Source organism: Thalassovita aquimarina, from assembly GCF_018219815.1.
Taxonomy (GTDB): Bacteria; Pseudomonadota; Alphaproteobacteria; order Rhodobacterales; family Rhodobacteraceae; genus Thalassobius; species Thalassobius aquimarinus.
This window is the reverse complement of record NZ_JADMKU010000016.1, coordinates 1-24,073: the sequence shown is the minus strand read 5'-3', so window position 1 is coordinate 24,073 and position 24,073 is coordinate 1. Positions and strand designations below refer to the sequence as shown.

The 24,073-nt window shown below is 63.1% G+C and carries 22 protein-coding genes and 1 tRNA gene; 7 read left to right on the top strand and 16 right to left on the bottom strand.

All coding sequences use genetic code 11. The features are described from left to right. Positions 1-120 precede the first annotated feature (120 nt). The gene (modB, locus tag IT775_RS15730) at positions 121-816 is read left to right on the top strand and encodes a molybdate ABC transporter permease subunit (protein WP_212702179.1); all 696 of its coding nucleotides are present in this window, start codon (positions 121-123) and stop codon (positions 814-816) included. After that, positions 813-1,934, top strand: coding sequence for a molybdenum ABC transporter ATP-binding protein (gene modC / locus IT775_RS15725; RefSeq protein WP_212702178.1), 1,122 nt, complete (start codon positions 813-815; stop codon positions 1,932-1,934). Before modB ends, modC begins: the two co-directional genes overlap by 4 nt. Here the strand turns inward: modC and IT775_RS15720 are convergent. After that, entirely contained in the window at positions 1,901-2,377 is a 477-nt protein-coding gene (locus tag IT775_RS15720; RefSeq protein ID WP_212702177.1) for a DUF3237 domain-containing protein, read from the bottom strand. The two genes, modC and IT775_RS15720, sit on opposite strands and share 34 nt — an antisense overlap. Positions 2,378-2,516: 139 nt before the next feature. On the opposite strand from IT775_RS15720, the gene IT775_RS15715 reads away from it, so the two are divergent. Together IT775_RS15715 and IT775_RS15710 are read left to right on the top strand one after the other, a co-directional pair. Beyond that, positions 2,517-4,268 (top strand): feruloyl-CoA synthase, encoded by a 1,752-nt coding sequence (locus IT775_RS15715; RefSeq protein ID WP_212702176.1) that lies wholly within the window; start codon positions 2,517-2,519, stop codon positions 4,266-4,268. Positions 4,269-4,378: 110 nt separating this feature from the next. Beyond that, entirely contained in the window at positions 4,379-5,197 is an 819-nt protein-coding gene (locus tag IT775_RS15710; RefSeq protein ID WP_212702175.1) for a helix-turn-helix transcriptional regulator, read from the top strand. A gap of 189 nt (positions 5,198-5,386) precedes the next feature. Here IT775_RS15710 and IT775_RS15705 read toward each other — a convergent pair whose 3' ends face one another. The 11 genes from IT775_RS15705 to IT775_RS15655 form a co-directional block, all read right to left on the bottom strand. After that, on the bottom strand, positions 5,387-5,908 hold the full coding sequence (locus IT775_RS15705; RefSeq protein WP_212702174.1) for a DUF2478 domain-containing protein: 522 nt from the start codon (positions 5,906-5,908) through the stop codon (positions 5,387-5,389). Between the two features lie 12 nt (positions 5,909-5,920). Continuing rightward, the gene (locus IT775_RS15700; protein WP_212702173.1) at positions 5,921-7,201 is read right to left on the bottom strand and encodes a molybdopterin molybdotransferase MoeA; all 1,281 of its coding nucleotides are present in this window, start codon (positions 7,199-7,201) and stop codon (positions 5,921-5,923) included. After that, complete coding sequence (locus IT775_RS15695; RefSeq protein WP_212702172.1) at positions 7,198-7,815, bottom strand: carbonic anhydrase; 618 nt, start codon at positions 7,813-7,815, stop codon at positions 7,198-7,200. Before IT775_RS15695 ends, IT775_RS15700 begins: the two co-directional genes overlap by 4 nt. Beyond that, a complete protein-coding gene (locus IT775_RS15690; RefSeq protein ID WP_212702171.1) occupies positions 7,805-8,377 on the bottom strand; it encodes a hemerythrin domain-containing protein in 573 nt (190 codons plus the stop codon). Before IT775_RS15690 ends, IT775_RS15695 begins: the two co-directional genes overlap by 11 nt. Positions 8,378-8,394: 17 nt before the next feature. After that, positions 8,395-9,192 (bottom strand): peptidylprolyl isomerase, encoded by a 798-nt coding sequence (locus tag IT775_RS15685; RefSeq protein ID WP_212702170.1) that lies wholly within the window; start codon positions 9,190-9,192, stop codon positions 8,395-8,397. Positions 9,193-9,197: 5 nt separating this feature from the next. Next, entirely contained in the window at positions 9,198-9,992 is a 795-nt protein-coding gene (narI, locus tag IT775_RS15680) for a respiratory nitrate reductase subunit gamma (protein WP_212702169.1), read from the bottom strand. Positions 9,993-10,003: 11 nt separating this feature from the next. Continuing rightward, the gene (gene narJ / locus IT775_RS15675; RefSeq protein WP_212702168.1) at positions 10,004-10,708 is read right to left on the bottom strand and encodes a nitrate reductase molybdenum cofactor assembly chaperone; all 705 of its coding nucleotides are present in this window, start codon (positions 10,706-10,708) and stop codon (positions 10,004-10,006) included. Then, the gene (gene narH / locus IT775_RS15670) at positions 10,708-12,231 is read right to left on the bottom strand and encodes a nitrate reductase subunit beta (RefSeq protein ID WP_212702167.1); all 1,524 of its coding nucleotides are present in this window, start codon (positions 12,229-12,231) and stop codon (positions 10,708-10,710) included. Before narH ends, narJ begins: the two co-directional genes overlap by 1 nt. Continuing rightward, positions 12,228-15,956, bottom strand: a complete 3,729-nt coding sequence (locus tag IT775_RS15665; RefSeq protein WP_212702166.1) for a nitrate reductase subunit alpha — start codon at positions 15,954-15,956, stop codon at positions 12,228-12,230. Before IT775_RS15665 ends, narH begins: the two co-directional genes overlap by 4 nt. 59 nt (positions 15,957-16,015) lie before the next feature. Then, complete coding sequence (locus tag IT775_RS15660; protein WP_212702165.1) at positions 16,016-17,413, bottom strand: NarK family nitrate/nitrite MFS transporter; 1,398 nt, start codon at positions 17,411-17,413, stop codon at positions 16,016-16,018. 68 nt (positions 17,414-17,481) lie between these two features. Next, positions 17,482-18,849: an MFS transporter gene (locus IT775_RS15655; RefSeq protein WP_212702164.1), complete on the bottom strand. Its 1,368-nt coding sequence runs from the start codon at positions 18,847-18,849 to the stop codon at positions 17,482-17,484. Between the two features lie 260 nt (positions 18,850-19,109). Between IT775_RS15655 and IT775_RS15650 the strand changes: the two genes are divergently transcribed. The 3 genes from IT775_RS15650 to IT775_RS15640 all read left to right on the top strand — a co-directional run bounded on the left by IT775_RS15650 (position 19,110) and on the right by IT775_RS15640 (position 21,747). Beyond that, positions 19,110-19,808, top strand: a complete 699-nt coding sequence (locus IT775_RS15650; protein ID WP_212702163.1) for a cyclic nucleotide-binding domain-containing protein — start codon at positions 19,110-19,112, stop codon at positions 19,806-19,808. A 286-nt stretch (positions 19,809-20,094) separates the two neighbouring features. Next, positions 20,095-20,171: transfer RNA gene (locus tag IT775_RS15645), tRNA-Arg, on the top strand. Positions 20,172-20,406: 235 nt separating this feature from the next. Then, positions 20,407-21,747, top strand: coding sequence for an aspartate aminotransferase family protein (locus IT775_RS15640; RefSeq protein WP_212702162.1), 1,341 nt, complete (start codon positions 20,407-20,409; stop codon positions 21,745-21,747). A 43-nt stretch (positions 21,748-21,790) separates the two neighbouring features. Here IT775_RS15640 and IT775_RS15635 read toward each other — a convergent pair whose 3' ends face one another. From IT775_RS15635 to IT775_RS15620, 4 genes are all read right to left on the bottom strand, one after another. Further along, positions 21,791-22,486, bottom strand: coding sequence for an HAD-IA family hydrolase (locus IT775_RS15635; RefSeq protein WP_212702161.1), 696 nt, complete (start codon positions 22,484-22,486; stop codon positions 21,791-21,793). Further along, entirely contained in the window at positions 22,483-23,139 is a 657-nt protein-coding gene (gene gph / locus IT775_RS15630) for a phosphoglycolate phosphatase (RefSeq protein WP_212702160.1), read from the bottom strand. The genes IT775_RS15635 and gph overlap by 4 nt, the downstream gene beginning before the upstream one ends. Further along, a complete protein-coding gene (locus IT775_RS15625; protein ID WP_212702159.1) occupies positions 23,139-23,693 on the bottom strand; it encodes a thioredoxin family protein in 555 nt (184 codons plus the stop codon). The genes gph and IT775_RS15625 overlap by 1 nt, the downstream gene beginning before the upstream one ends. 20 nt (positions 23,694-23,713) lie before the next feature. Continuing rightward, positions 23,714-24,073: ribulose-phosphate 3-epimerase (locus IT775_RS15620; RefSeq protein WP_425519561.1), on the bottom strand; the 360-nt coding region annotated here is incomplete at its 5' end.

The following is a 24,073-nucleotide window of genomic DNA, read 5'->3' as shown; positions in this document are numbered from 1 at the left end:
GCTGTTTTTTTGTCGCTGAGGGACCGAGGTTTTCCGCGATTTTCCGACAGGCCGGTTGCCAAGCGGAGGTTCCTGCGCCACGTTTGCCCGAACCGACACAGCCAAAGTGACCCGCCACAGATGGATTTCCTGAGCCCCGAAGAATGGACCGCCGTCGCGCTGTCGCTGCGGGTATCTTTCTGGGCCACGCTGGTGGCGTTGCCGCTGGCGATCTGGGTTGCCTACCTGCTGGCGCGGCGCGATTTCTGGGGCAAGCAGGTGCTGAACGGGATCGTGCATCTGCCGCTGATCCTGCCCCCCGTCGTCACCGGTTACCTGCTGCTGCTGACCTTCGGGCGCCGCGCGCCGGTGGGCGAATGGCTGTATGAAACGCTGGGGTTGATTTTCGCCTTCCGCTGGACCGGTGCCGCGCTGGCGGCCGGGATCATGGGATTTCCTCTGATGGTGCGGGCGATCCGGCTGGCGCTGGAAGCGGTCGATCCCAAGCTGGAACAGGCCGCCGGAACGCTGGGCGCGTCGCGCCCTTGGGTTTTCGTGACGATCACCCTGCCCCTGATCCTGCCCGGCATCATCGCCGGATCGATCCTCGGCTTCGCCAAGGCGATGGGGGAATTTGGCGCAACGATCACTTTCGTGTCTAACATCCCCGGCCAGACCCAGACACTGCCTTCGGCGATCTATGCCTTCCTGCAGGTGCCGGGGGGCGAGGCCTCCGCGCTGCGGCTGGTCGCGGTGTCCGTCACCATCGCCATGACGGCCCTGATCCTGTCTGAGGTACTGGCCCGCCGGGCGGCGAAACGGGTGGCCGGCGCATGACCCTGTCGGTTTCCGTCAAACACACGTTCGAAGGTTTCACGCTCGACGCCGATTTCAAGGCCCCGGCAGGTGTCACCGCCCTGTTCGGCAGTTCCGGGTCGGGCAAGTCCACGCTGGTCAATGCGATGGCCGGGTTGTTACGTCCCGACCACGGCAGGGTCGAGGTCGGCGACCGGCTGCTGTGTGACACCGACCAGGGCCTGTGCCTGCCGCCACACAAGCGCCGCGTCGGCTACGTGTTCCAGGAGGCGCGGCTGTTCCCGCATCTGACGGTGCAGCAGAACCTGCGCTACGGCCGCTGGTTCGCCGGAATTCGCGGGTCCGACACCGAAGAACGCCGCCTCGTCGACATGCTGGGCATCGGCGGCCTGCTGACCCGCCGCCCTGGAGCCCTGTCTGGCGGAGAAAAGCAAAGGGTGGCGATCGGGCGGGCGCTGCTGTCGCATCCGCTGATTCTGTTGATGGACGAACCGCTGGCGGCGCTGGACGAGGCGCGCAAGGCCGAAATCCTGCCTTATCTGGAGCGCCTGCGCGACGAAACTGCGATCCCGATCCTCTATGTCAGCCATTCGGTGGCCGAAGTGGCGCGGCTGGCAACCACCGTGGTCTTGCTGGACAAGGGCAAGGTGCTGAAAACCGGCCCCACCGAAGAGGTGATGTCCGATCCCGCGCTGGCCCCGGCGATCGGTTTGCGCGAAGCGGGATCGGTGCTGAGCGCCAAGATCGTCAAGCATCATGATGACGGACTGACCGAACTGGCCAGCGCCGGCGGGCGGTTGTTCCTGCCCCGTATCGGGGGCAATCCCGGCGACCGCGTAAGGGTGCGCATCCATGCCAACGACGTTGTACTGTCTCTCGATCCGCCGGGACGGATATCGGCACTGAACCTGCTGCCCGGCACCGTCACCTCGATCCGCGCGGGCAGCGGCCCGGGCGCGATGGTGCAGATGCAGGCGGGTGACGATCAGATCCTCGCCCGCGTGACCAAGCGATCCATTGCGGCCCTCGGGCTGGAGCCCGGCACCGGCTGTTATGCCATCATCAAAAGCGTGTCGGTGTCCCGCGCCGATATCGGCGCCGGCGATCAGTCGATCGCGAAAAGCGACACCACGACCTGACCATCCTTGCGCGCGCCGGTACCAACAAACAGGGTCCGGTTCACCCATTCGTATCGCGGATCGCCGCTTTCCAGCCGCGCATGGGTGCGCATGTAATAGGATGACGGATCGACCTCTTCACCGCGCGCAATGGCCTCGATCACCTCGTCCGGTCCGTGGCGGTAGCCGTAGTTTCTGATCTCGATCACTGCGCCGTCGTCGGTTTTGATACCGTAGCGGGTGTCGAGTTCGGCCACACCATTGGCCCAGATCGTCTGCCAATCCGCCCCGAGGTTCAGGATGCGCCCCTTCAGGGCCGGTCCTTCAGCCCGGCCACCGACGATCGGAATGATCCGCCTGTGCCCGGCGCGACCCGCCCCAAGTTCACGGATCGGGTCTAGCGTCACGAACAGGTCGCAGACATGTCGCAATGGTGGCTGTGAAAGCGTTGGTTCTGCGGTCATTTATGCGGTCCTCCCGATTTAAACGCCTCTCCGGGCGTTCGCTCGTCTTGCTCCCGCGCCCGAATATAGTTATATTATATATCAATTATGAGCTATGGCGAGTCTCCCGGTTCGCCTGTTCTCCTGGGAGGAAGAGATTATGACGGCAACGCAGTTTTGGACACCGGAATTCCGTGTGGAAAAACGCGATGACGGAACCATCTTGATGGAACATCCGGGCCAGGCCGAACGGCTGGCGAATACCATTCCGGCGCGGTTGAAATACTGGGCCGAGAAAACGCCCGACGCGACCTACCTGGCGCAGCGTATCGAGGGCGGCGACTGGCGGCGGCTGAGCTACGCGCAGGTGCACGACCGGGTGCGCCAACTGGGCGCGGCGCTGCTCGATCTGGGGTTGTCGCAGGAACGGCCGGTCCTGATCCTGTCGGAAAATTCGCTCGATCACGCGTTGGTGGCGCTGGCGGCACAATATGTCGGCGTGCCGAGCGCCGCCGTTTCCACTGCGTTTTCGCTGGTCTCGGAAACCCATGACAAGCTGATCGGCGTGGCCGAACTGCTGCAACCCGGGCTGATCTTCGCCTCGGACGGCGCACGCTATACCAAGGCGATCAATGCCATCCGCACCGCTGACATGAAGGTCGCCGCCACGAAACCGGCAGGCGACATGCTGGATATCGCGGAACTGGCGGGCGATCCGGCGAGGGCAGATGCGGCTTTCGAACGGCTTACCGGCGACATGGTGGCGAAATACCTGTTCACCTCAGGCTCCACCGGCAGCCCCAAGGCCGTGATCAACAGCCATGACATGATCGCCCGCAATCAGGACATGATCGCCGATTGCTTCCGCTTCCTGCGCACCCACCCGCCCGTCGTCGTCGACTGGGCGCCGTGGAGCCATACGGCCAGCGGCAACAAGGTGTTCAACATGGTGCTGTGCAACGGCGGCAGTTACTACATTGACGAAGGCAAGCCGACACCGAAGCTGATCGGGGAAACCCTGCGCAACCTGCATGAGATTTCGCCGACCTGGTATTTCAACGTGCCCGCCGGTTACGAAATGCTGCTCGACGAATTCCGCAAGGACCGCGCATTGGCCGAGAAGTTCTTCGCCCGGCTCGACATGATGATGTATGCGGGCGCTGGCATGGCGCAGCATATCTGGGACGGATTGCTGCAGATGGCGCGGGACGTTGCTGGGCACGATGTGCTGTTGACCACGGCACTCGGCGCGACCGAAACCGGGCCGTTCGCGCTGATGTGCACCGAGCAGCAGGACGCGCCGGGCAATGTCGGGGTTCCGGCGCGTGGCATCACGCTGAAGCTGGTGCCGAACGAAGACAAGCTCGAAGCGCGGCTGAAAAGCCCCTCGATCACCCAAGGTTATTTCAAGGACGACAAAACCACCGCCGAACATTTCGACGACGAAGGGTTTTACCTGCTGGGCGACGCTTTGCGCCCGGCTGATCCGGAGGACCTGACCAATGGATTCTTCTTCGACGGGCGGATCGCGGAAAACTTCAAGCTGGCCACCGGCACCTGGGTCGCGGTCGGCGCGCTGCGCGCCAGGCTGGTCGATCACTTCGAAGGGCTGCTCCGCGATGCGGTGATCGTCGGCGAAAACCGCGAGGAACTGGGCGCGCTGGTCTTTCCCGCCGAGGGCATGGGAAAGGCGGACCTGCCCGCGTTGCAGGACAAGCTCGACAGCTTCGCCGCCGCCGCGACGGGCAGTTCCAACCGGGTGCGGCGGATGGTGGTGCTGACCGCGCCGCCCGATCTCGACAAGGGCGAAGCCACCGACAAGGGCTCGATCAACCAGCGCGCGGTACTCCGCGAACGCCCCGACGCGGTGGCGCAGCTTTACGATACACCGCCCGGCGTCAGCTTCTTCTGATCCCGGCAAAGTGACGTTGCGCCATTTCGCCCGGCCGCATGTGAAACCAGGCGACCGGCGAATTGACACCCCCTGCCCTCCGCGCCACGCTCGCTACGGGAGGACTTCAGATGAACAGCCATTGGACGGCGGGCCAGATGGCCATTGGGCGCGACCGGTTCTTCTATTCCGGTCTACTGGGCAATTCGGGCAAGCCCCGCAGCCTCGGAGGCATCACGATCTATGTCGCCCCCGAGGGTCATTTCGAAATCGGGCTCGGCAAAACCAGCCCGTTTGAAAAACGGCAAATCGCGGCCCTGGCCCCTTATGAAACCCACCGTCTGGTGTCGCCCTGCCGCTGGATACTCAACCTTGGCTTCGAACCCGAAAGCCTGTCCGACCGCGCGCAGGCCGACCTGATCAGGCGCGCCAACGACCCGATTCTGGGCCCCGAACTGGCCCGGCGCATCCGGGCGGCGGAACCTCGGCTGGATACGGTCACCGGCACCGAAGGCTTCACCGACCACAGCTTCGACCAACTCTTCCTTGGCGAAGCATTGGCTCCGCGCCGGATGGACGTCCGGATCGCGGCGGTGATGCAAACGATCTGCGCCGAGATCGAGGACAACGCGCTGAGCGCCGACGACCTGGCGGCGCAGGCAGGATTGTCCACCTCGCGCTTCTTGCACCTGTTCAAGGAAAATACCGGCATCGCCTTCCGATCCTTGAGGATGTGGAAACGGGCGCGCCGGTTTCTCGACCACGCCAATGGCAGCGACAGCCTGACCGAGGTCGCGCTGGAACTGGGTTATCCCGACAGCAGCCATTTCAGCCATTCGATCCGCCGCACATACGGGCTGAAACCGCGGTCTATCCGCACCGGATCGCGCAACCTGAAGATCTATGCCGGCGCCGGCTATACGCTCGGGCCGGATCGGGTGGTGCCCTAGGATCGGGCCCGGATCGTCAGCCTGCATCACGGCGATCTGTGCGTTTCCAGGCTTCACACTGGGGGAGCATGACGAGCGGTCTTTCCCGGCTTGCGGCCCTTGCACCCCGCATTCGACTTGTCGTTCGCTAGCCCAGCAGGCGGACGCCTCGAGCGGCAAAGACCGCTCTCTGTACATCAGCCGATCCGGTCAGGCAGCCGTTGCTTCTTTCGTCATCGCCAGCCTCAGCCATTCCCGAATGTCGTGGGGGCGCGGCGGCAACTCTGTTGCCATGCCCCCGGTGAACGCGAAAAACGCATCGACGTTCAGCCGGTTCAGCCCGACCAGAACCGGAATACCCAGGCTCAGCGCCTCTGCAATGACCGCGCGAAAACCGCGTCCTTCGGCCTCGTGTTTTCCGAATTTGTTGACGATCAGGCAATCCGCACCTTGCGCAAGGCGCCTTTCGACGAGTCCGACCGCAGTTTCAAGCGCTGACGGATCAAGCCGGCAGCCCCTGGACGCCGCGCCGAGGCTTTGCGAAATCCGGATGACGGGGCCGTGTGGCAACACCTTGACGTCCATGTCGCAACGGCCGGCATCCGCGCGGTCGGTGTTGATCTGGACGGCCCCGGTCGGATTGTATCCGTTTTCCAGAAGTGATGTCGCCAGACCGTGAAGAAGCAGGTCCGTGTCGCCGCGTTCCGCAGCAATAGTGTAGGCGATATTCATCGTGCTCTGTCCTCATAAATCGCAGAAAGGTAGGAACTCGACCAACGCGTCCTCGGGCAGTTCGTCGATATCAGCAGGCAAGAACAACAGGCCATCGGCCTGTGGCAAACGGCCGACGCGGCCTGAATGGGTGGCAGGTTCGAATGTGGCCACCTCGCGTCCCAGGTCATCGAAGCCCGCGATCGTGGCCGGGCGCAATTCGCAGCGTCCCGGTTTTCGGCGGATGGTGTGAGCGGTGATGACGTGCCGCCTGGAATGTTTTCCGATCGGTTGACCGGTCAATGCCCGTACCAGCGCCGTGCCGAAAAGCTGCCAGGTCACGAAGGCCGCAAGCGGATTGCCGGGCAGGCCAAGCCAGAATGCCGACCCCAACCTGCCGAATGACACCGGCTTACCCGGCTTGATCGCAACACCGCTGAAAAAGGTTTCGGCGCCCAGTTCGCCCAAGGCCGGTTTGACATGGTCCTCTTCTCCGACGGAAACACCCCCCGTGGTGATGACGATATCGGTCCGCTCGGACATCTTCGCCAGTTGGCGCCGCAGATTGTTGCGATTGTCGGCACCAAGTTCCACGCTGACGACATCGACGCACGGTCCGGCCAGCGCAGCCGACAGCATCGGCGTGTTGACGTCCCAGATCTGCGCGCGGTCATGATCCGAGCCGGACTGCCGGACTTCATTCCCCGTCACGAGAAGCCCCACGCGAAGGGGCCTGACAACGTCAATGGCAGCGGCGCCGGCGGCGGCACAGGCGGCTATTTCGCGCGGGCCCAGCCGTTGACCGGCGTCCAATACGATTTCACCGGCGGCCATATCGCTTCCGGCGCGACGGATGTTCTGCCCTGGTGAAGGACGGCGGTCGATACGGATTGTCGCCCCCGTCCGCTGCACTTCTTCCTGCATCATGACGGCATCCGCCCCGGCGGGAACCGGCGCACCGGTGAAAATCCACGCCGCCGACAAACCTGTGACCGGCAGGTTCGGGAATTGCCCCGCCGGAACACGCGCCGATACGGAAAGCGTCCACGGCCCCGCGCCGGACAAGGCGGTCGTATCGACCGCATAGCCATCCATCGCCGCGTTGTCGAACGGCGGCGTCATGGCTCGGGATCGCACTGGCCCGGCCAGGATGCGCCCATGCGCATCCCCCGGTGCCACCTGCTCGGTTGCCTGGATCGGCGCCGCGTTGTCGGCGATGCGGGACAGCGCTTCGTCGATGGTGATGAGAGATTTCATATGCTCCGGCGCGTCACATCCGCAGCCCGGCGCCGTTATCTTCTGCACGACGTTCATTCCGCCACCTCGCGTTGAAAATGTCCCGGTCCCACGGTGCAATCGAGATCGCGCAGGCGACCGTCCTTCAGCCCGTAGATCAGGCCGTGCAGGCGGATATCCACGCCGCGCCGCCATGCCCTTTGCATGATCGGCGTTTCGCAAACCCGCCGCACTCCTTCGACCACGTTCAATTCGGAAAGCCGGTCGCGCCGGGCTTCTTCGTCCGGTTCCTGAGCGAGATCGACCGCATAGGCCCGCGCCAGCCGGCGGATCGGTTCGAGCCAGTGATCGGCCAATCCGTGCGGTAGATCCTCTGTCGCCGCCTTGACCCCGCCGCAGCCGTAATGGCCGCAGATGATGATTTCGCGCACTTTCAGCGCCTCCACCGCGAATTCCAGCGCCGAAAGAAGGTTCATGTCGGAGGAATGCACAACGTTGGCGACGTTGCGATGGACGAAAACCTCGCCCGGATCGAGCCCCGCCACCACGTTTGCCGGAACCCGGCTGTCCGAACACCCGATCCAGAAGAATTCGGGCCGCTGCTGCGCCGCCAGTCGGGCGAAGTAGCCACGATCATCGTTGTTGCGCGCCTCCGACCAGGCGATGTTTCGCTCCAGAAGGTCATTCAGCATCAGAGGTCTCCATCAGGCGGTCGAGGCCGCGGCGTTGCATCATCCGCAGGCGAAGCGTTCCGAGATCGCCCTCGGTCAGTCGCAGTTTCGCAAAGGGCAGGATGATCGCGTTCTCGAGGATGAGGTGACGCCGGGCGTGGCCGGCATAGCGGACGAGAACCGACTGGTCATCGTCGGACGGCTGCCGCTCTCCCGCCTCCAGCGCCGCGAGGATGGCGATCACGCCGGGCGTGTCTTCGTCCGCGTGGCGATGATCGGTCTCGAGCCTCTGTATCGCCTTGTCGATTTCATCCTCCGTCTCGCAGCGGCGTCTGAGCAGCGGAAACAGGTCCTGTTCCTCGTCTTCCAGATGCAGCGGAAGCTCTTCACGAAGAAAGCTCAGGATCACGCGCGCCTGGTCGCGATCTGGGTCTTCGGCGTCCACGATCCTGTCGATCATGGCGCAGATTTCCCGTTCCCGCAGGTGATCCTCGTGGATGAAGTCAAGCGGATTGCCAAGCAGGTCCAGCGTGGTGGGGGTCAGGCAATCCCCCCGCTTCTGGTTCGGAATGTGGTTGACCATGGCTCCGCCCTCCCGGGTCAGACCGGCCGGAGGTCCGCGCCAGAGATATCGGCGGACGCGACCAGTTGGTTGACGAATGTTCGGGCCGCACCGGCCCAGGCCGCCTTTTCCATGGCGTCCGAAATCCGCTGTCTCACGGCGTCGTAGGGCAGCACTTCCCCTTCGGCGACCGCATCCATGCGGATGACATGCCAGCCGTGGCGCGTCTGGACGGGCGCGGCAGTGATTTCGCCCTCGGAAAGTCCGCGCAGGGCGGCTTCGAATTCGGGCACCGTGTCGCCCGGCCCGAGCTGGCCAAGCGCGCCGCCCGACCCTTTCGAACCGCAATCGCTGTGTTCGGAGGCAAGCCGTGCGAAGCCACGCGGGTTGCCGCATGCCCGCGCGGCAAGGTCTTCCGCGCGGGTCCGGGCGATGGCGCTCTGGGCTTCGTCGCACGGATCACAGGCGCAAAGGATGTGGGACACTTCCCAAAGCGGCGGTGTGCGGAAGCGCGACGGATCGCGCTCCCATTCGGCGCGAATGGCCGGCTCGGCCGGGGTTTCGACCTCGACCACCGTGGCGAGAAGGCCCCGTATCAGGGCCTCCTCATCCGTTTCGAAGCGGCCCGACCCGACCTCTTCGGGCTGGGGTTCGATGCCGCGCCGGCGCGCGTCCTGCAGCAGCAGGGTGCGTACCGCCATCGCATTAGCCGCCTTGCGCCATGCAATGCCCGGCTTGCCCTTCGGCGCGCCGTGGTTCTGCGCTTCGGCGGCGATGGCCGCCTGCGGGACGGTTTCGCCGTTGACGACGAGATCGGGAAAAAGGGCGACTTTCATGGCGATCACTCCGCAGCCCGGGCGGCCAGGCTGGACGCGGTTTCAGGCGGCAGCTTCGGATCAACCACCTTGCGCGATGCGGAAACCGGTCCGGCGTGGTGCGGCAAGGCCGCGCTGCGACGCGAGCGCACGATCTGGTAGCCGCGGCGCGTGAGCAGGTAACGGAACGGCGCCGCGAAGCCCGACACGATATGTACCAGCCGCGTGAACGGGAACACCGCGATGATCATGAGACCGAGAAACAGGTGCAGCTTGAAGACCAGCGCCACGTCAGCGATGTAGCTTGCCGCCGCCCCGTCGAAGGTGAAAATCCCCTGCGCCCAGGACATGAACTTGACCATCTCGTGACCGTCGAGATGCCCCAGCGAGACGAAGATCGTGCCGATCCCCAGCACCAGCTGCGCCAGGAGCATGACAAGGATCGCGATATCCCAGACGCTGGAGGTCTGGCGGATGCGCGGATCGACCCAGCGGCGGTGGAACAACATGATCCCGCCGACCAGCGCCATCACCCCGGCGATCCCGCCAGCGGCCACCGCCAAAATCTGCTTCGCACCGTGGCTGATGCCCAATGTGTCGAACACCCAGATCGGGGTGAGAAGACCGACCAGGTGACCGAAGAAGATCACCAGGACGCCGACATGGAACAGGATCGACCCGATCATGAGCTGCTTTCGCCGCAGCAGCTGCGAGGAGGAGGTTTTCCAGGTGAACGGGTCGCGTTCGTAGCGCGCGATGGTTCCCATGATCCCGACCCCGAGGGCGATGTAGGGAAAGATTCCGTAAAGAAAATTGTGCATCTGAGCCTCCGTCATTCAGCCGCCACGCCGGGGGCGGGACGCTGGGGTTCATCCATCCGCGCGAGCATGTCGCGCACCTGCGGGCAGCCGGCGTTGGGATCGGGGCCGAAGCGGACCTCGCTTTCTTCCCAGACCTCGTCCAGCGCCTCGAGGTCTTCCGGATCGACCTCGGGCTGATCGAGCAGTTCGGCCACCGCCTCGCGGTCGGCGGTCGCGCCGGACAGCTGCAAAAGGGCGGCGAACACAGCTGCATACGGGCTTTCCCGCCGGACGAGCCGGGCGTTCAGAGCCTCGAATATATGCGCCGCGTCCGCCAAGGTTTCCTGTGTTTCTGCGAAGGGACGCGTCGACAGGAATTCCAGCAGCACGGGCAGGTGATCGGGCAGTTCCGAGGTGGCGGGTTCATAGCCCGCAGCCCGGTAGGTTTCGACAAGCGACACCATCGCGCCGCCCCGGTCCCGGCTTTCCCCATGGACATGTTCGAACAGGTTGAGAGACAATGTGCGCGACCGGTCGAACAGCATCACGTAGCGTTCTTCGAGGTCATAGATATCGTCCGACCCCAGCGTGTCGACCAGCGGGCGCAGCGCCCGGCGGGCCGCCGCGGTGAGCCGGGTATCGGAGGCGAGAACGCCCCCGATTTCCGGCATCGCCGCCTGCAGTCCCGGAGTGGGATAGCTAAGGATCAGGGACAGGGCTTTCAGGGTGCGGTCCATCACATGGCCTCCGTCGGCATTTTCAGGGGTTTCTTGGCGCCGCCGAAAAGCGACCCCTTGGAGATGCCGGTGGAGCATCCGTTGCTGTCGGTGAAGCCGCAGCCGCTGCGCAGGTCGTAGGCTTCCTCGACCTGTTCCCGGTGGGTGGTGGGGATCACGAAACGATCCTCGTAATCGGCAAGCGCCATGATCTTGTACATGTCCTCGATCACCCGGCCCGACAGACCGGCGCGGGCCGCGATGGCTTCGTCGATCACCCCGTCCACGGATTTGGCCCGCATGTAGGCGCGCATCGCCAGCATCCGTTCAAGCGCCTGCGCCACCGGGGCTTCGTCGCCCGCCGTCAGCATGTTGGCGAGATAGCGCAGCGGGATGCGCAGGTTGCGCACGTCCGGCATCGCGCCGTCCATGCCGATGGCCCCCGCCTCGGCCGCGTTCTGGATCGGCGACAGCGGCGGGATGTACCACACCATCGGCAGCGTCCGGTATTCGGGATGCAGCGGGAAGGCGACCTTCCATTCCATCGCCATCTTCCAGATCGGGCTTTCCTGCGCCGCCTTGATCCAGTCCTCGGGGATGCCGTCGGCGCGGGCGGTTTCCACGATCACCGGGTCATGCGGGTCGAGGAAGACGCCGAGCTGGGCATCGTAGAGGTCGGTCTTGTCGGCCGCGTTCGCCGCTTCGTCGATCTTGTCGGCGTCATAGAGCATAACGCCAAGATAGCGGATGCGACCGACGCAGGTTTCCGAACACACGGTCGGGTTGCCGCTTTCGATCCGGGGATAGCACAGCGTGCATTTCTCGGACTTTCCGGTGGACCAGTTGTAATAAACCTTCTTGTACGGGCAGCCCGAAACGCACATCCGCCAGCCGCGGCACTTTTCCTGATCGATGAGGACGATCCCGTCCTCTTCGCGCTTGTAGATCGCGCCCGACGGGCAGCTCGCGGCACAGGCCGGATTCAGGCAGTGTTCGCAAAGCCGCGGCAGATACATCATGAAGGTGTTCTCGTATTCGCCGTAGATTTCCTTCTGGATGCCTTCGAAGTTGTAGTCCTCGCTGCGCTTGGAAAACTCGCCTCCGAGGATTTCCTCCCAGTTCGGACCTTTCTCGATCTTCTCGATCCGTTCGCCGGTGATCTTCGACCGGGGGCGCGCGGTGGGGAACGCCTTCATCTCCGGGGCGGATTTCAGGTGGTCGTGGTCGAAATCGAACGGTTCGTAGTAGTCGTCGATCTCGGGCAGGTCGGGATTGGCGAAAATATTCGCCAGTATCCGCCACTTGGACCCCTGCTTGGGTTGCAGCTTGCCGGATTTCGTCCGGGTCCAGCCGCCGTTCCAACGGTCCTGGTTTTCCCAGTCGGTCGGATAGCCGGTGCCGGGCTTGGTTTCGACGTTGTTGAACCAGGCGTATTCGACGCCGTCGCGACTGGTCCAGACGTTCTTGCAGGTGACGGAACAGGTGTGGCACCCGATGCACTTGTCGAGGTTCAGCACCATGCCGATTTGAGCGCGGATTCTCATTCTGCGGCCTCCTTCGTGGACGCGGGCTCGTCGAGCCAGTCGATCTTCTTCATCTTGCGGACGACGACGAATTCGTCCCGGTTCGCACCGACGGTTCCGTAGTAGTTGAAGCCGTAGGACTGCTGGGCATAGCCGCCGATCATGTGGGTGGGTTTCAAAACGGTGCGGGTGACCGAATTGTGGATGCCGCCGCGGTGGCCGGTCTTTTCGGAACCGGGCGTGTTCACGATCTTTTCCTGCGCGTGGTACATGAACGTCGTGCCGTCCTTGATGCGCTGGCTGACCACTGCCCGCGCCGTCAGCGCGCCATTCACGTTGTACAGTTCCACCCAGTCGTTATCGACGATGCCCACCGATTTGGCGTCGTTTTCGGAAATCCAGATCACCGGACCGCCGCGATTGAGCGTCAGCATCAACAGGTTGTCGGAATAGGTGGAATGGATGCCCCATTTCTGGTGCGGCGTGATGAAGTTCAGCATCAGGCTGTCCCCGGCATCCAGAACGTCCTCGGTGATGGTCTTGAGGTCGACCGGCGGCCGGTAGGACATGAAGCCCTCGCCAAACGCCCGCATCCACAGGTGATCCTGATACAGCTGCTGACGACCTGTCAGGGTCCGCCACGGTATCAGTTCGTGGACGTTGGTATAGCCGGCATTGTAGCTGACCTTCTCGCTCTCGATGCCCGACCATGTGGGCGAGGAAATGATCTTGCGCGGCTGCGCGGCGATATCGCGGAAACGGATCTTGTTGTGATGTTCGCCCTCGGCCAGGTGGGCATGTTCGCGCCCCGTCGCCTTGCCGAGCGCCTCCCAGGCCTTAACCGCGACCTCGCCATTGGTTTCGGGCGCCAGCATGAGGATCACCTCGCAGGCGTCGATGGCGGTGTCGATCTTGGGGCGCCCCTTGGCAGGACCTTCCGGCTGGACACCGTTCAGCGCTCCGAGATTGTCGATCTCGTCCTGCGTGTTCCAGCTGATCCCTTTGCCGCCGTTGCCGAGCTTATCCATCAGCGGGCCAAGCGCCGTGAACCGGTCGTAGATCGCGGTATAGTCCCGCTCCACCGCGATGAAGTTCGGCGCGGTCTTGCCCGGGATCAGGTCGCATTCGCCCTTCTTCCAGTCCTTCACCTGGTCCTGCGCGATTTCGGCAGGGGTGTCGTGCAGGATCGGAAGCGCGACGATGTCGGTTTCCTTGCCTAGGTAGCCGGGCACGATTTCCTGCAGCTTCTTCGCGATGGACTTGAAGATTTCCCAGTCGGACTTGCTTTCATATGCCGGATCCACCGCCGCTTGCAGCGGGTGGATGAACGGGTGCATGTCCGACGTGTTCATGTCGTCCTTTTCGTACCAACTGGCCGTTGGCAGGACGATGTCGGAATAGACGGCGGTGGTGGACATCCGGAAATCGATGGTCACCAGCAGGTCCAGCTTGCCGCGCGGACCTTCCTCGTGCCACGTCGCTTCCTTCGGCAACTGGCGGCCTTCCACTCCCAGGTCGTGGCCCAGAACGCCGTGATCGGTGCCCAGCAGGTGTTTGAGGAAATATTCGTGCCCCTTGCCCGACGACCCCAGCAGGTTCGATCGCCAGACGAACAGGTTTCGCGGCCAGTTCGCCGGATCGTCCGGATCCTGGCAGGACATGTCCAGATCACCCGACTTCAGCTGTTCGGCCACGAAGGGCGCGATGTCCTTACCCGCCGCCTTGGCCTGTTTCGCCACCTCCAGCGGATTGGTCTTCAACTGCGGCGCCGAGGGCAGCCACCCCATCCGCTCGGCGCGGATGTTGTAGTCGATCATCGACACGTCCCAATCACCTTCGGGCGCGGTCGGCGACAGGATTTCTCCCGCCGTCAGCGTCTCGTAGCGCCACTGGTCCGTATGGGCATACCAGGCGCTGGTCGAATTCATGTGCCGCGGCGGCCGCCCCCAATCAAGCGCGAAGGCCAGCGGTTGCCAACCGGTCTGCGGGCGCAGTTTTTCCTGCCCGACGTAATGTGCCCAGCCGCCGCCGGACTGGCCGACGCAACCGCACATCACCAGCATGTTGATGACGCCGCGATAATTCATGTCCATGTGGAACCAGTGGTTCATCGCCGCACCGATGATGATCATCGACTTGCCTTTGGTCTTCTCGGCATTCCGGGCGAATTCCCGCGCCACGTGGACGATCTTGTCGGCGGAAACCCCGGTGATCTTCTCGGCCCAGGCCGGCGTGCCGGGAATGTCCTCGGCATAATCCTTCGCCACCCATTCGCCGCCAAGCCCCCGGTCGAGTCCGTAATTGGCGCAGAACAGGTCGAAGACCGTGGCCACGGCCACTTCGCCCTCGGCCGTCTGGATGCGCTTGACCGGCACGTTCTTGGTCAGGACGTTCGGGCGGCGGTCACCGGTCGAAAAGGCCTCGGTCGCATCGGCGCCGAAATAGGGGAAATCTACACCGACGACGTCGTCGTGATCGTCATCGAGCAGCAGCGTCATCTGCAGCTTCGTTTCGGTCCCCGCGGCCTTTTCCTCGAGGTTCCATTCGCCCTGTTCGCCCCAGCGGTATCCGATCGATCCGTTCGGCGCCACGAGCGTCCCGGAATTTTCGTCGAAAGCGACGGTTTTCCATTCCGGATTGTTTTCCTCGCCCAGTTTGCCGTCGAGATCGTCGGCCCGCAGGAACCGGCCCGGGACGAGTTTACCGTCCTTGTCGTCGAGCTTCACCAGCATCGGGAAATCGGAATACTTGCGGCAATACTCTTCGAAATACGCCGACTGCCGATCGAGGTGGAATTCGCGCAGGATGACGTGACCGAAGGCCATGGCGAGCGCCGCGTCGGTGCCCTGCTTCACGTTGAGCCAGACATCGCCAAACTTGGCGGCTTCGGAATAGTCGGGACAGATGACGGCGGACTTGGTGCCCTTGTAGCGGGCTTCAGTATAAAAATGCGCGTCCGGAGTCCGGGTCTGCGGCACGTTCGACCCCCAGAGCAGCAGATAGCCCGCATTGTACCAGTCGGCGCTTTCGGGCACGTCGGTCTGTTCGCCCCAGGTCATCGGTGATGCCGGCGGAAGGTCGCAATACCAATCGTAGAAGCTCATGCAGACACCGCCGAGCAGGCTGAGATAGCGCGAACCGGCCGCGTAGCTGACCATCGACATGGCCGGGATCGGCGAAAAACCGAAGACACGGTCGGGGCCGTAGGTCTTGGCGGTGTAGGCATTGGCGGCGGCGGTGATTTCGGTGGCCTCGTCCCACGAAGCGCGCACGAAACCGCCCTTGCCGCGGGTTTCCACATATGGGGCCCGCAGGATCGGGTCGTTCTGGATCTTGCTCCAGGCCTCGATCGGGGTCATCGTTTCGCGCATCTTGCGCCAGACCTTCATCAGGCGACCGCGGACAAGCGGATTCTTCACACGGTTCGCGCTGTAGAGATACCAGCTGTAGGAAGCGCCGCGCGCACAGCCGCGCGGTTCGTGGTTCGGCAGGTCCGGTCGGGTGCGCGGGTAATCGGTCTGCTGGGTTTCCCAGGTCACGATCCCCGATTTCACGTAGATCTTCCAGGAACAGGACCCGGTGCAATTCACCCCGTGGGTCGAACGGACGACCTTGTCGTGCCGCCAGCGGTTTCTGTAGGTGTCCTCCCAGTCTCGGTTCTCGCGGGTGACCTGACCGTGACCGTTGGAGAACGGCTCAAGCTCCTTGGACTGGAGGAAGTTCATTCTGTCGAGCAGATGGCTCATGTCGTTTTCTCCTGTGGCTGACCGGGCGCACCGACCGCGCGCCCGGTGGCGTCAGATGCTCAGCAGGGCACCGGGGCGTTTTTGCGGCTGTAGAAGATCCACGTGATCGCAACGCAGAGCACGTAGAAGCACAGGAACGCCCAGAGCGCGCCGTTCGGGGCACCGGTCATGCTGATCGAGGTCCCGTAGGCCTTGGGGATGAAGAAGGCGCCGTAAGCGGCGATTGCCGACGTGAAGGCGATGATCGCGGCGCTTTCGCGCTCGGACTGCTTCAACGTCGAGGCCTCGTCCAGCTGGGGCATCAGCCGCGGCACTTCCTGGCGCATGATCGAGGGGATCATCTGGAAGGTCGACGCGTTGCCGACCCCGGTCAGGAAGAACAGCGCCATAAAGCAGGCGAAGAAGCCCCAGAAATTGCCGGCGGGTGTTGCTTCGGAAGGCAGGAACTGAAGCACGCCCCAGACCGCCACGATCATGCCGAGGAAGGTCCAGAAGGTAACGCGGCCGCCGCCGAACTTGTCGGATACCCACCCGGTTGCGGCACGGCTGAGCGCCCCCACGAGCGGCCCCAGGAACGCGTATTGCAGCACGTTCACGTCCGGGAACTGCGTCTTCATCAGCAGCGGGAAGCCCGCGGCATAGCCGATGAAGCTGCCGAAAGTCCCGGTGTAGAGAATGCACATGATCCAGTTATGCCGGCGCGAGAAGATGATGGATTGTTCGCGGAAGGACGCCTTGGCGTCGGCGATATCGTTCATCCCGAACCATGCGGCGATGGCCGCCAGAGCGATGAACGGCACCCAGATGAAACCGGCGTTCTGAATCCAGAGCTGGCTGCCATCTTCAAGAGTAACCGGGGAGCCCCCAATCGCGCCGAAGACGCCGGCGGTGATCACCATCGGAACCACGAACTGCATCACCGACACGCCGAGATTGCCGAGCCCCGCATTGAGCGCCAGCGCGTTGCCCTTGGTTTTCTTGGGATAGAAATAAGCGATGTTGGCCATCGAAGAGGCGAAGTTGCCGCCGCCGAAACCGCACATCAGCGCAAGAACGAGAAACATCACATAGGGCGTTTCCGGGTTCTGCACGGCAAAGCCGATCCCCACTGCGGGCAGCAGCAGAGACGCGGTCGAGATCGCCGTCCATTTCCGGCCGCCGAAGATCGGGATCATGAAGCTGTAGAAGATACGCAGCGTCGCGCCCGACAGTCCGGGCAGCGCCGCCAGCCAGAACAGCTGCCCCGTCGAGTAATCGAAGCCGATCGCCGGCAGCTTGGCGACCACCACCGACCAGACCATCCAGACCGAGAAGGCCAGAAGCAGCGCGGGGATCGAAATCCAGAGGTTGCGGGTCGCCACCGAATGCCCCTTGTCCTTCCAGAAGGCCGGGTCCTCGGGGCGCCAGTCGATCAGGGTATGCCCCTGTTGACCGGCATGTGTGTCTATGTTCGCCATGGTATCTAACCTTTCGGGCACTGGGGTGTGGAGGGCCGCCCGCCTTGGTGGCCCTTCCCTGTTTCAGATCATTCCGCGGGCTGCGACGCCGCCGAACCTGGCGCGCGCGGCGCCGGGGAATCGGGTTTGGGATGCGGTTCGCTGGGCACGTCGGAGAGGAAGGTCTCTTCGGCCAGGCCCGGGTGACGGCCACGTTCCATCCTGCGGATCGCGACATGCATCCAGATGGTCGAGATGGCGACGATCACGAAAAGCAGCATGTAGGGCGCGGTCCAGACACCGGTGAGGTCCAGCAGCACCCCGAAAGCGATGGGCAGGAAGAAGCCGCCCAGCCCCCCGATCATGCCGACGAGACCGCCGACAGCCCCCACGTGGTGCGGGTAGTAGACCGGGATGTGTTTGTAGACCGCCGCCTTGCCGAGGCTCATCATGAAGCCGAGCACCACCGTCATCGCGACGAAGAAACCCACCGACAGGCCGAAGTCGAACTCGATCGGGCCGCTGATGCCGGACACCGTGTAGCTGGTCTGCGGGTAGCTCATGACGAAAAGCACCACGAGCGAGACGATGAAGGTCAGGTACATGACGAACCGGGCCCCCCATTTGTCCGACAGCCAGCCGCCGAGCGCGCGGAATACAGAACCGGGCAACGAGTAGAGACCGGCGAAAACGCCCGCCGTCGTCAGTTCGAGACCATAGGCGCCGACATAGTAGCGCGGCAGGAAACTGGCGAGCGCGACGAAGCCTCCGAAGACGAAGAAGTAATAGGTGGCAAAGCGCCAGACCTGCATGTTTTTCAGCGGCGCCAGCTGTGCGCCGGCCGAAACCGGACGTGCGCCGGTGCGCTTGCGTTCTTGCACGACCGGATCGGTCTTGCTCAGTACGAAGAACAGAACCGCCGTGATCGCCAGAACGATGGCATAAATGCGTGCGGTGCCTTCCCAGCCAACCGCAACGACGAGGAACGGCGCGGCGAAGTTGGTGACGGCCGCGCCGACATTCCCCGCCCCGAAAATGCCAAGCGCCGTACCCTGGTGTTCCTTGTCGAACCAGCGCGACGTATAGGCGACGCCGACGATGAACGACCCGCCGGCAAGGCCGAGGCCAAGCGCCGCGAGCAGGAAAATTTCATATGTGTGCACGCTGGTCAGCAGCCAGACCGCGACCGCGGTGACCAGCATCTGCAGCGGGAACATGATCCGGCCGCCGAACTGTTCGGTCCAGACACCGAGAAAGATGCGGCTGATCGAACCGGTAAGAACGGGCGTTGCGACCAGCAGACCGAACTGCGTGTCGCTGAGGCCAAGATCCTGTTTGATCTTGACCCCGATGATCGAAAAGATCGTCCAGACTGCAAAACAGACCGTGAACGCGAAAGTGCTTAGTCCCAAGGCTCGGTACTGGTCCGAGCGTGAAACACCATCGAGTGTGTGCATTGGTTGTCCCTCCAGCATTCGAATTCGCGCGATGACCCATGACGGGCTTGCTGACAGGAGTGCGGGGAACTGGGCGTTTAGAAACTTGATCTAGATCACAAACCCGGAAAAAGCGTAACGAAATAAATGGTTTGAAAATAAATGTCAGTTCATCGACAATGCGGCATCAAGAGGATGATGGACGTTGATCAATTCGCAGCTTAACATTTATCAAGTCGACGCTTGATTGAAATCGAGGGGGATCGCAGGTGCGTCTAGGTATGCCCGAGTCGGACTATCCGGACATCCGGGAGCTCCATCTTTTTTCCGACATGGCGGATGAGCATTTCCTGTCGCTCATGCGCGGTGCGTATGTGCAAAATTTTCCGCCGCAGATCGAACTGATCACCGAAGGCGACCCGAGCGATTTCCTGCACATCATTCTGTCGGGATCGGTCGACCTGTTCTCGACCTGGAATGGCCGCGAAACCAGCATGGCGACCGTGCGGCCGATATCGACCTTCATTCTTGCCGCAACGGTCAAGGATGCCCCCTACCTGATGTCGGCCCAGACGTTGGAGAAAAGCCGGATCGCCCTGATCCCGAGCCAGGATGTCAGGGCGGTTTTCGACGCCGACGGAAATTTCGCGCGCGCGATCGTCACCGAACTGGCGCAGTGCTACCGGTCGGTCGTCAAGGTGCAGAAAGACCTCAAGCTCAGAACGTCGCTGGAACGGCTCGCGAATTACCTGTTGCGCAAACAGAAGAATGCCGGCGGCGCGGCAGAGTTCGATCTCGACTACGAGAAGAAGCGGCTTGCCTCCGTTCTCGGCATGACCCCTGAAAACCTGAGCCGGGCCTTCAAGGGCCTGCAGCCCTACGGCGTCAGCGTCAACGGCGCCCGCGTCAGGATCGGCGATCAGGAAGATCTCGAGCGGTTTGCGAAGCCCAACCCGCTGATCGACGATTTCACGACGTGACGGGAACGCTGCCCCCCGCCGAAGTGACGCCCCATATTGAACGGGTGGAAGGGGCGATAAGCGAATTCGCCCCTCTCCGTTGAAACCGGGCATGCCCGGATTGCCCGGCCAATCGCGTCAACGGCGTACGCAAGCGGGGGCTTTTGCCTGCCAGCAAACGGTTCTTGATCGCGCACGATAACCGCCTGTCAATCAAGTAATTGACTTATATGGCGAAAATCATTACTTGCGCGGCCACTTGAGTTGGAACTACACAATACGGCAGGTACCAAGCGCGCCTTTTCGCGGTCCCTTAGCTCAACTGGATAGAGCAGCCGACTTCTAATCGGCAGGTTGAGGGTTCGAGTCCTTCAGGGATCGCCATAGCTTTCCGCAGTTGTGCCGGGCGAACAGCCCTGCCAGCTGAGAGCGTCATGACAGGCGCGGGCACAGGAAATGGCGCGGCATGCATGATTGGAATGGCGTGCATGAATATATTTGATCAAAAACTACAGAATTGCCTTGTCGCCGCGGCCGGAATTCGCAAACACTCGGGCAAATCCAACAGTGCCGGCAAGTCCGCCTCGGTGGCTGGCATCGCTGCAAGAAAGGAATGAAGATGACCGTTCAGCCCAATTCGATCGAAGCCCGCGACGCGGCCTATCAGCTGCACAGCTACACCAATGCCCGCAAGATGGAAGCCGAGGGATCGCTGATCATCGAACAGGGCGACGGCGTCTATGTCACCGACAACACCGGCAAGAAATACATCGAAGGCATGTCCGGCCTTTGGTCGGTCGCCGTCGGTTTCGGCGAAGACCGCCTGGTCAAGGCCGCCACCGAACAGATGGCCAAGCTGCCCTATTACCACACCTTCGCTCAGCGCGGTCACACGCCGGCGGTGGAACTGTCGGAAAAGCTGATCCAGATGGCGCCGGTACCGATGTCGAAGGTTTACTTCACCAATTCCGGGTCCGAGGCCAACGACACCGTGGTCAAGCTGCTGTGGTACCGCTCCAACGCACTCGGCAAGCCGGAAAAGAAGAAGATCATCAGCCGGATCAAGGGCTATCACGGCATCACCGTCGCGTCCGGAAGCCTGACCGGCCTGCCCTACAATCACATGTCCTTCGACCTGCCCATCCCGCAGGTGCTGCATGCCGGCTGCCCGCATTACGGCGGCTTCGCGCAGGATGGCGAATCCGAGGCCGATTTCGTCGCCCGGCTGGCCCGCGAACTGGACGAGATGATCCAGGCCGAAGGCCCCGACACCATCGCCGCCTTCATCGGTGAACCGGTGATGGGCGCCGGCGGCGTGATCGTGCCGCCGGAAGGGTACTGGAAGGCGATCCAGGACGTGCTGAAGAAATACGACATCCTGCTGGTCGCCGACGAGGTGATCTGCGGGTTTGGCCGCACCGGCAAAATGTTCGGCAGCGAAACCATGGGGATCGAACCCGACATCATGGTTATGTCGAAGCAGCTCAGTTCGTCCTACATCCCGTTCTCGGCGGTGATGATGAACGACCGCGTCTATCAGCCGATCGCGGACGAAACCAACCGGATCGGCACTTTCGGGCACGGTTTCACCGGCTCGGGCCACCCTGTCGGCGCGGCGGTGTCGCTGGAGAACCTGAAAATCATCGAGGAACGCGACCTGGTCGGCAACGTCGCCCGACTGTCGCCGCTGTTCCTTGAGCGGCTGAACGCGCTGGCCGGGCACGATCTGGCCAAGGAAGCGCGCGGCATCGGCTTGATCGGCGCGCTGGAACTGAAACAACAGGGCGATGCGGCCGGAACCGCGGGTGCGGCGATGAGCGCCGCCTGCCTTGAGCGCGGGCTGATCGTGCGCAACCTCGGCGACACCGTGGCGCTGTGCCCGCCGATGATCATCAACGAAGACCAGGTGAAAGAGATGTTCGATATCTACGCCGCCGCGCTGGACAGCCTGAGCTTCTGAGAAATCAAGGAACATTGAAAGGGGGGCTTTGGTCCCCCTTTTTTCATGCCGCCGGCAGCAGATCGGCCAGATCGGCCGTCCAGTTCGCCCGCGACAGCGTCGGCAGGATCCAGTCGGCGCCGGTGAAATCTTCCGATCCGCTATACATCGACGGGGTGACCACCACGCGGATCCCCGCCGCGCGGGCCGATCTGACGCCGTTGGCGGTATCTTCGAAGGCGATGGTGTCCTCTGCCGACAGGCCCAGCCGCTGCAGCGCCAATTGATAGACGTCCGGCGCCGGTTTCTTGCGCGCCACCTGATCGCCGGCGGCAATGACATCGAACACCTCATCCGCCGCCCGCCCCCAGCAGCTGTGACACAGCCGGTCGACATTCTGCGGGCTGGTGGTGGTGGCGATGGCCAGTTTCAGCCCCTGCGCCCGCGCCTTGTCGATCAGTTCGGCAATCCCCAGGCGCAGCTGCAGCCCGCCCTGATCCACCAGGTCGGCATAGCGCGCCGTCTTGATCTTGTGCAGCCGGGCGGCTGCTTCCGCGTCGAAAGGGATGGCTTCGCGCGCGGCAAAGGCCAGCATCCGTTCCTTGCCGCCGGTGGTTTTCAGCAGTTCGCGATACTCGTCTCGATCCCAGTGCCACGCCACCCCTTCGGCTGCGAACGTGTCGTTGAAGGCCCGCCGGTGCAGTTCCTCGGTTTCCGCAAGCGTGCCGTCGACGTCGAAGATCAGCGCGCGCAGGGTCATGCGATCACCTCTAGCTGGGCCTGCACCAGATCCGGCAGTTCGGCGAAGTCGGAAAACCGCGCCAGATGCGGCAGGTCTTCCGCCGGTGTCTTGCGGTACCCTTCGGTGAACAGCAGGAACGGCACCCCGGCGCGATCGGCGGTTTCTGCATCCACCTCGCTGTCGCCGACATAAAGGCAGGGGCCGGTGCCGAGATCGTCAAGCGTCGCCAACAGCGGCGCCGGGTCCGGTTTGCGTTTGTCCAAGCTGTCGCCGCCATAGACCACGCTCAGGGGATCGGTCAGCGACAGATGCGACAGCACCGCCCGCGTCGCTCGCATCGGTTTGTTGGTGCACAGGCCCAGCCGGTGCCCGGCGACGATCAGATGTGCCAGGGACTCGCGCACGTTGGGATAGGGGGCGGTCAGCTCCAGCACGGTTTCATAGCGGTCCTGGAAGACAGTCAGCAGGCGGTCATGGTCGGCATCGGGAATGCCCCGCGCCGCGCGCATCTTTTCGATGAAGACCGAGGCGCCGTTGCCGATGAAATCGATGGTTTCGTCCAGCGATATCAACTCCATCCGTTCCTCGCTCAGGATCGAATTGGCGATGGTCCGGATATCGGGGGCGCTGTGGATAAGGGTTCCGTCAAGGTCGAATACGATACGCGCCATCATGCGGCCTTCCATTTGATTGAGCATCCCATCGAGGGGATCTGTTCAGCGGGCCCCTTGCCGGTCTCCGCCACCTGTTTCATTGCCTCGTATAGATCGCGGCGCAGATCGTCCGGCCCCGCCTGTTTGCGCGAGGCATCGAGCCTGCCGCGATATTGCAGCCCGAGATTCGCATTGAAGCCGAAGAAATCCGGCGTACAGGCAGCGCCATAGGCGCGCGCCACGTCCTGCGTTTCGTCATAGAGATACGGGAAGGGGAAACCGCGCGTTTCCGCCATTTCCTTCATCTTGTCGAAACCGTCGGCTGGATAGGCCCTGGCGTCATTGGCCGAAATCGCCGCCACCCCGATGCCGAGCGCCTGCAAATCCCGCGCATCGCGCAGGATGCGGTCCAGCACGGCCAGTACATAGGGGCAATGGTTGCACATAAAGATGATCAGCGTGCCCTTGGGGCCCTTGATGTCGGCAAGCGTATAGGTCTTGCCGTCGGTCGCGGGCAGGGAAAAGTCGGGCGCGGGCCAGTCGAAATCGCAGACGGGGGGCGAAACAGCCATAAAGAAATCCTTCCTGAAGATCAGGCGGCCTGCAGGTGGGTGGCCGCTGTGCGGATCGCCCGGATATTTTCGCCATAGGGCGCGGGATTGTCCACCGATCCGCCCTTGAACACCGCCGATCCGGCGACCAGGACGTCGGCCCCGGCGTCCACCACCAGCGGCGCGGTTTCCGGCGTCACGCCGCCGTCGATCTCGATATGGATGGGCCGGTCGCCGATCATGGCGCGCAGCTTCTTCACCTTCTCGATCTGGCTGTGGATGAACTTCTGCCCGCCGAAGCCGGGATTCACCGTCATCACGCAGACCAGGTCGACCATGTCGAGCAGGTAATCGATATCCTCGACCCCGGTGCCCGGGTTCAGCGCCAGACCCGCCTTGCA

Excerpts from the sequence above, each read along its gene's own strand:
- modB (WP_212702179.1), top strand. The coding sequence starts at position 121 with ATGGATTTCCTGAGCCCCGAAGAATGGACCGCCGTCGCGCTGTCGCTG.
- modC (WP_212702178.1), top strand. The coding sequence starts at position 813 with ATGACCCTGTCGGTTTCCGTCAAACACACGTTCGAAGGTTTCACGCTC.
- IT775_RS15720 (WP_212702177.1), bottom strand. The coding sequence starts at position 2,377 with ATGACCGCAGAACCAACGCTTTCACAGCCACCATTGCGACATGTCTGC.
- IT775_RS15715 (WP_212702176.1), top strand. The coding sequence starts at position 2,517 with ATGACGGCAACGCAGTTTTGGACACCGGAATTCCGTGTGGAAAAACGC.
- IT775_RS15710 (WP_212702175.1), top strand. The coding sequence starts at position 4,379 with ATGAACAGCCATTGGACGGCGGGCCAGATGGCCATTGGGCGCGACCGG.
- IT775_RS15705 (WP_212702174.1), bottom strand. The coding sequence starts at position 5,908 with ATGAATATCGCCTACACTATTGCTGCGGAACGCGGCGACACGGACCTG.
- IT775_RS15700 (WP_212702173.1), bottom strand. The coding sequence starts at position 7,201 with ATGAACGTCGTGCAGAAGATAACGGCGCCGGGCTGCGGATGTGACGCG.
- IT775_RS15695 (WP_212702172.1), bottom strand. The coding sequence starts at position 7,815 with ATGCTGAATGACCTTCTGGAGCGAAACATCGCCTGGTCGGAGGCGCGC.
- IT775_RS15690 (WP_212702171.1), bottom strand. The coding sequence starts at position 8,377 with ATGGTCAACCACATTCCGAACCAGAAGCGGGGGGATTGCCTGACCCCC.
- IT775_RS15685 (WP_212702170.1), bottom strand. The coding sequence starts at position 9,192 with ATGAAAGTCGCCCTTTTTCCCGATCTCGTCGTCAACGGCGAAACCGTC.
- narI (WP_212702169.1), bottom strand. The coding sequence starts at position 9,992 with ATGCACAATTTTCTTTACGGAATCTTTCCCTACATCGCCCTCGGGGTC.
- narJ (WP_212702168.1), bottom strand. The coding sequence starts at position 10,708 with ATGGACCGCACCCTGAAAGCCCTGTCCCTGATCCTTAGCTATCCCACT.
- narH (WP_212702167.1), bottom strand. The coding sequence starts at position 12,231 with ATGAGAATCCGCGCTCAAATCGGCATGGTGCTGAACCTCGACAAGTGC.
- IT775_RS15665 (WP_212702166.1), bottom strand. The coding sequence starts at position 15,956 with ATGAGCCATCTGCTCGACAGAATGAACTTCCTCCAGTCCAAGGAGCTT.
- IT775_RS15660 (WP_212702165.1), bottom strand. The coding sequence starts at position 17,413 with ATGGCGAACATAGACACACATGCCGGTCAACAGGGGCATACCCTGATC.
- IT775_RS15655 (WP_212702164.1), bottom strand. The coding sequence starts at position 18,849 with ATGCACACACTCGATGGTGTTTCACGCTCGGACCAGTACCGAGCCTTG.
- IT775_RS15650 (WP_212702163.1), top strand. The coding sequence starts at position 19,110 with ATGCCCGAGTCGGACTATCCGGACATCCGGGAGCTCCATCTTTTTTCC.
- IT775_RS15640 (WP_212702162.1), top strand. The coding sequence starts at position 20,407 with ATGACCGTTCAGCCCAATTCGATCGAAGCCCGCGACGCGGCCTATCAG.
- IT775_RS15635 (WP_212702161.1), bottom strand. The coding sequence starts at position 22,486 with ATGACCCTGCGCGCGCTGATCTTCGACGTCGACGGCACGCTTGCGGAA.
- gph (WP_212702160.1), bottom strand. The coding sequence starts at position 23,139 with ATGGCGCGTATCGTATTCGACCTTGACGGAACCCTTATCCACAGCGCC.
- IT775_RS15625 (WP_212702159.1), bottom strand. The coding sequence starts at position 23,693 with ATGGCTGTTTCGCCCCCCGTCTGCGATTTCGACTGGCCCGCGCCCGAC.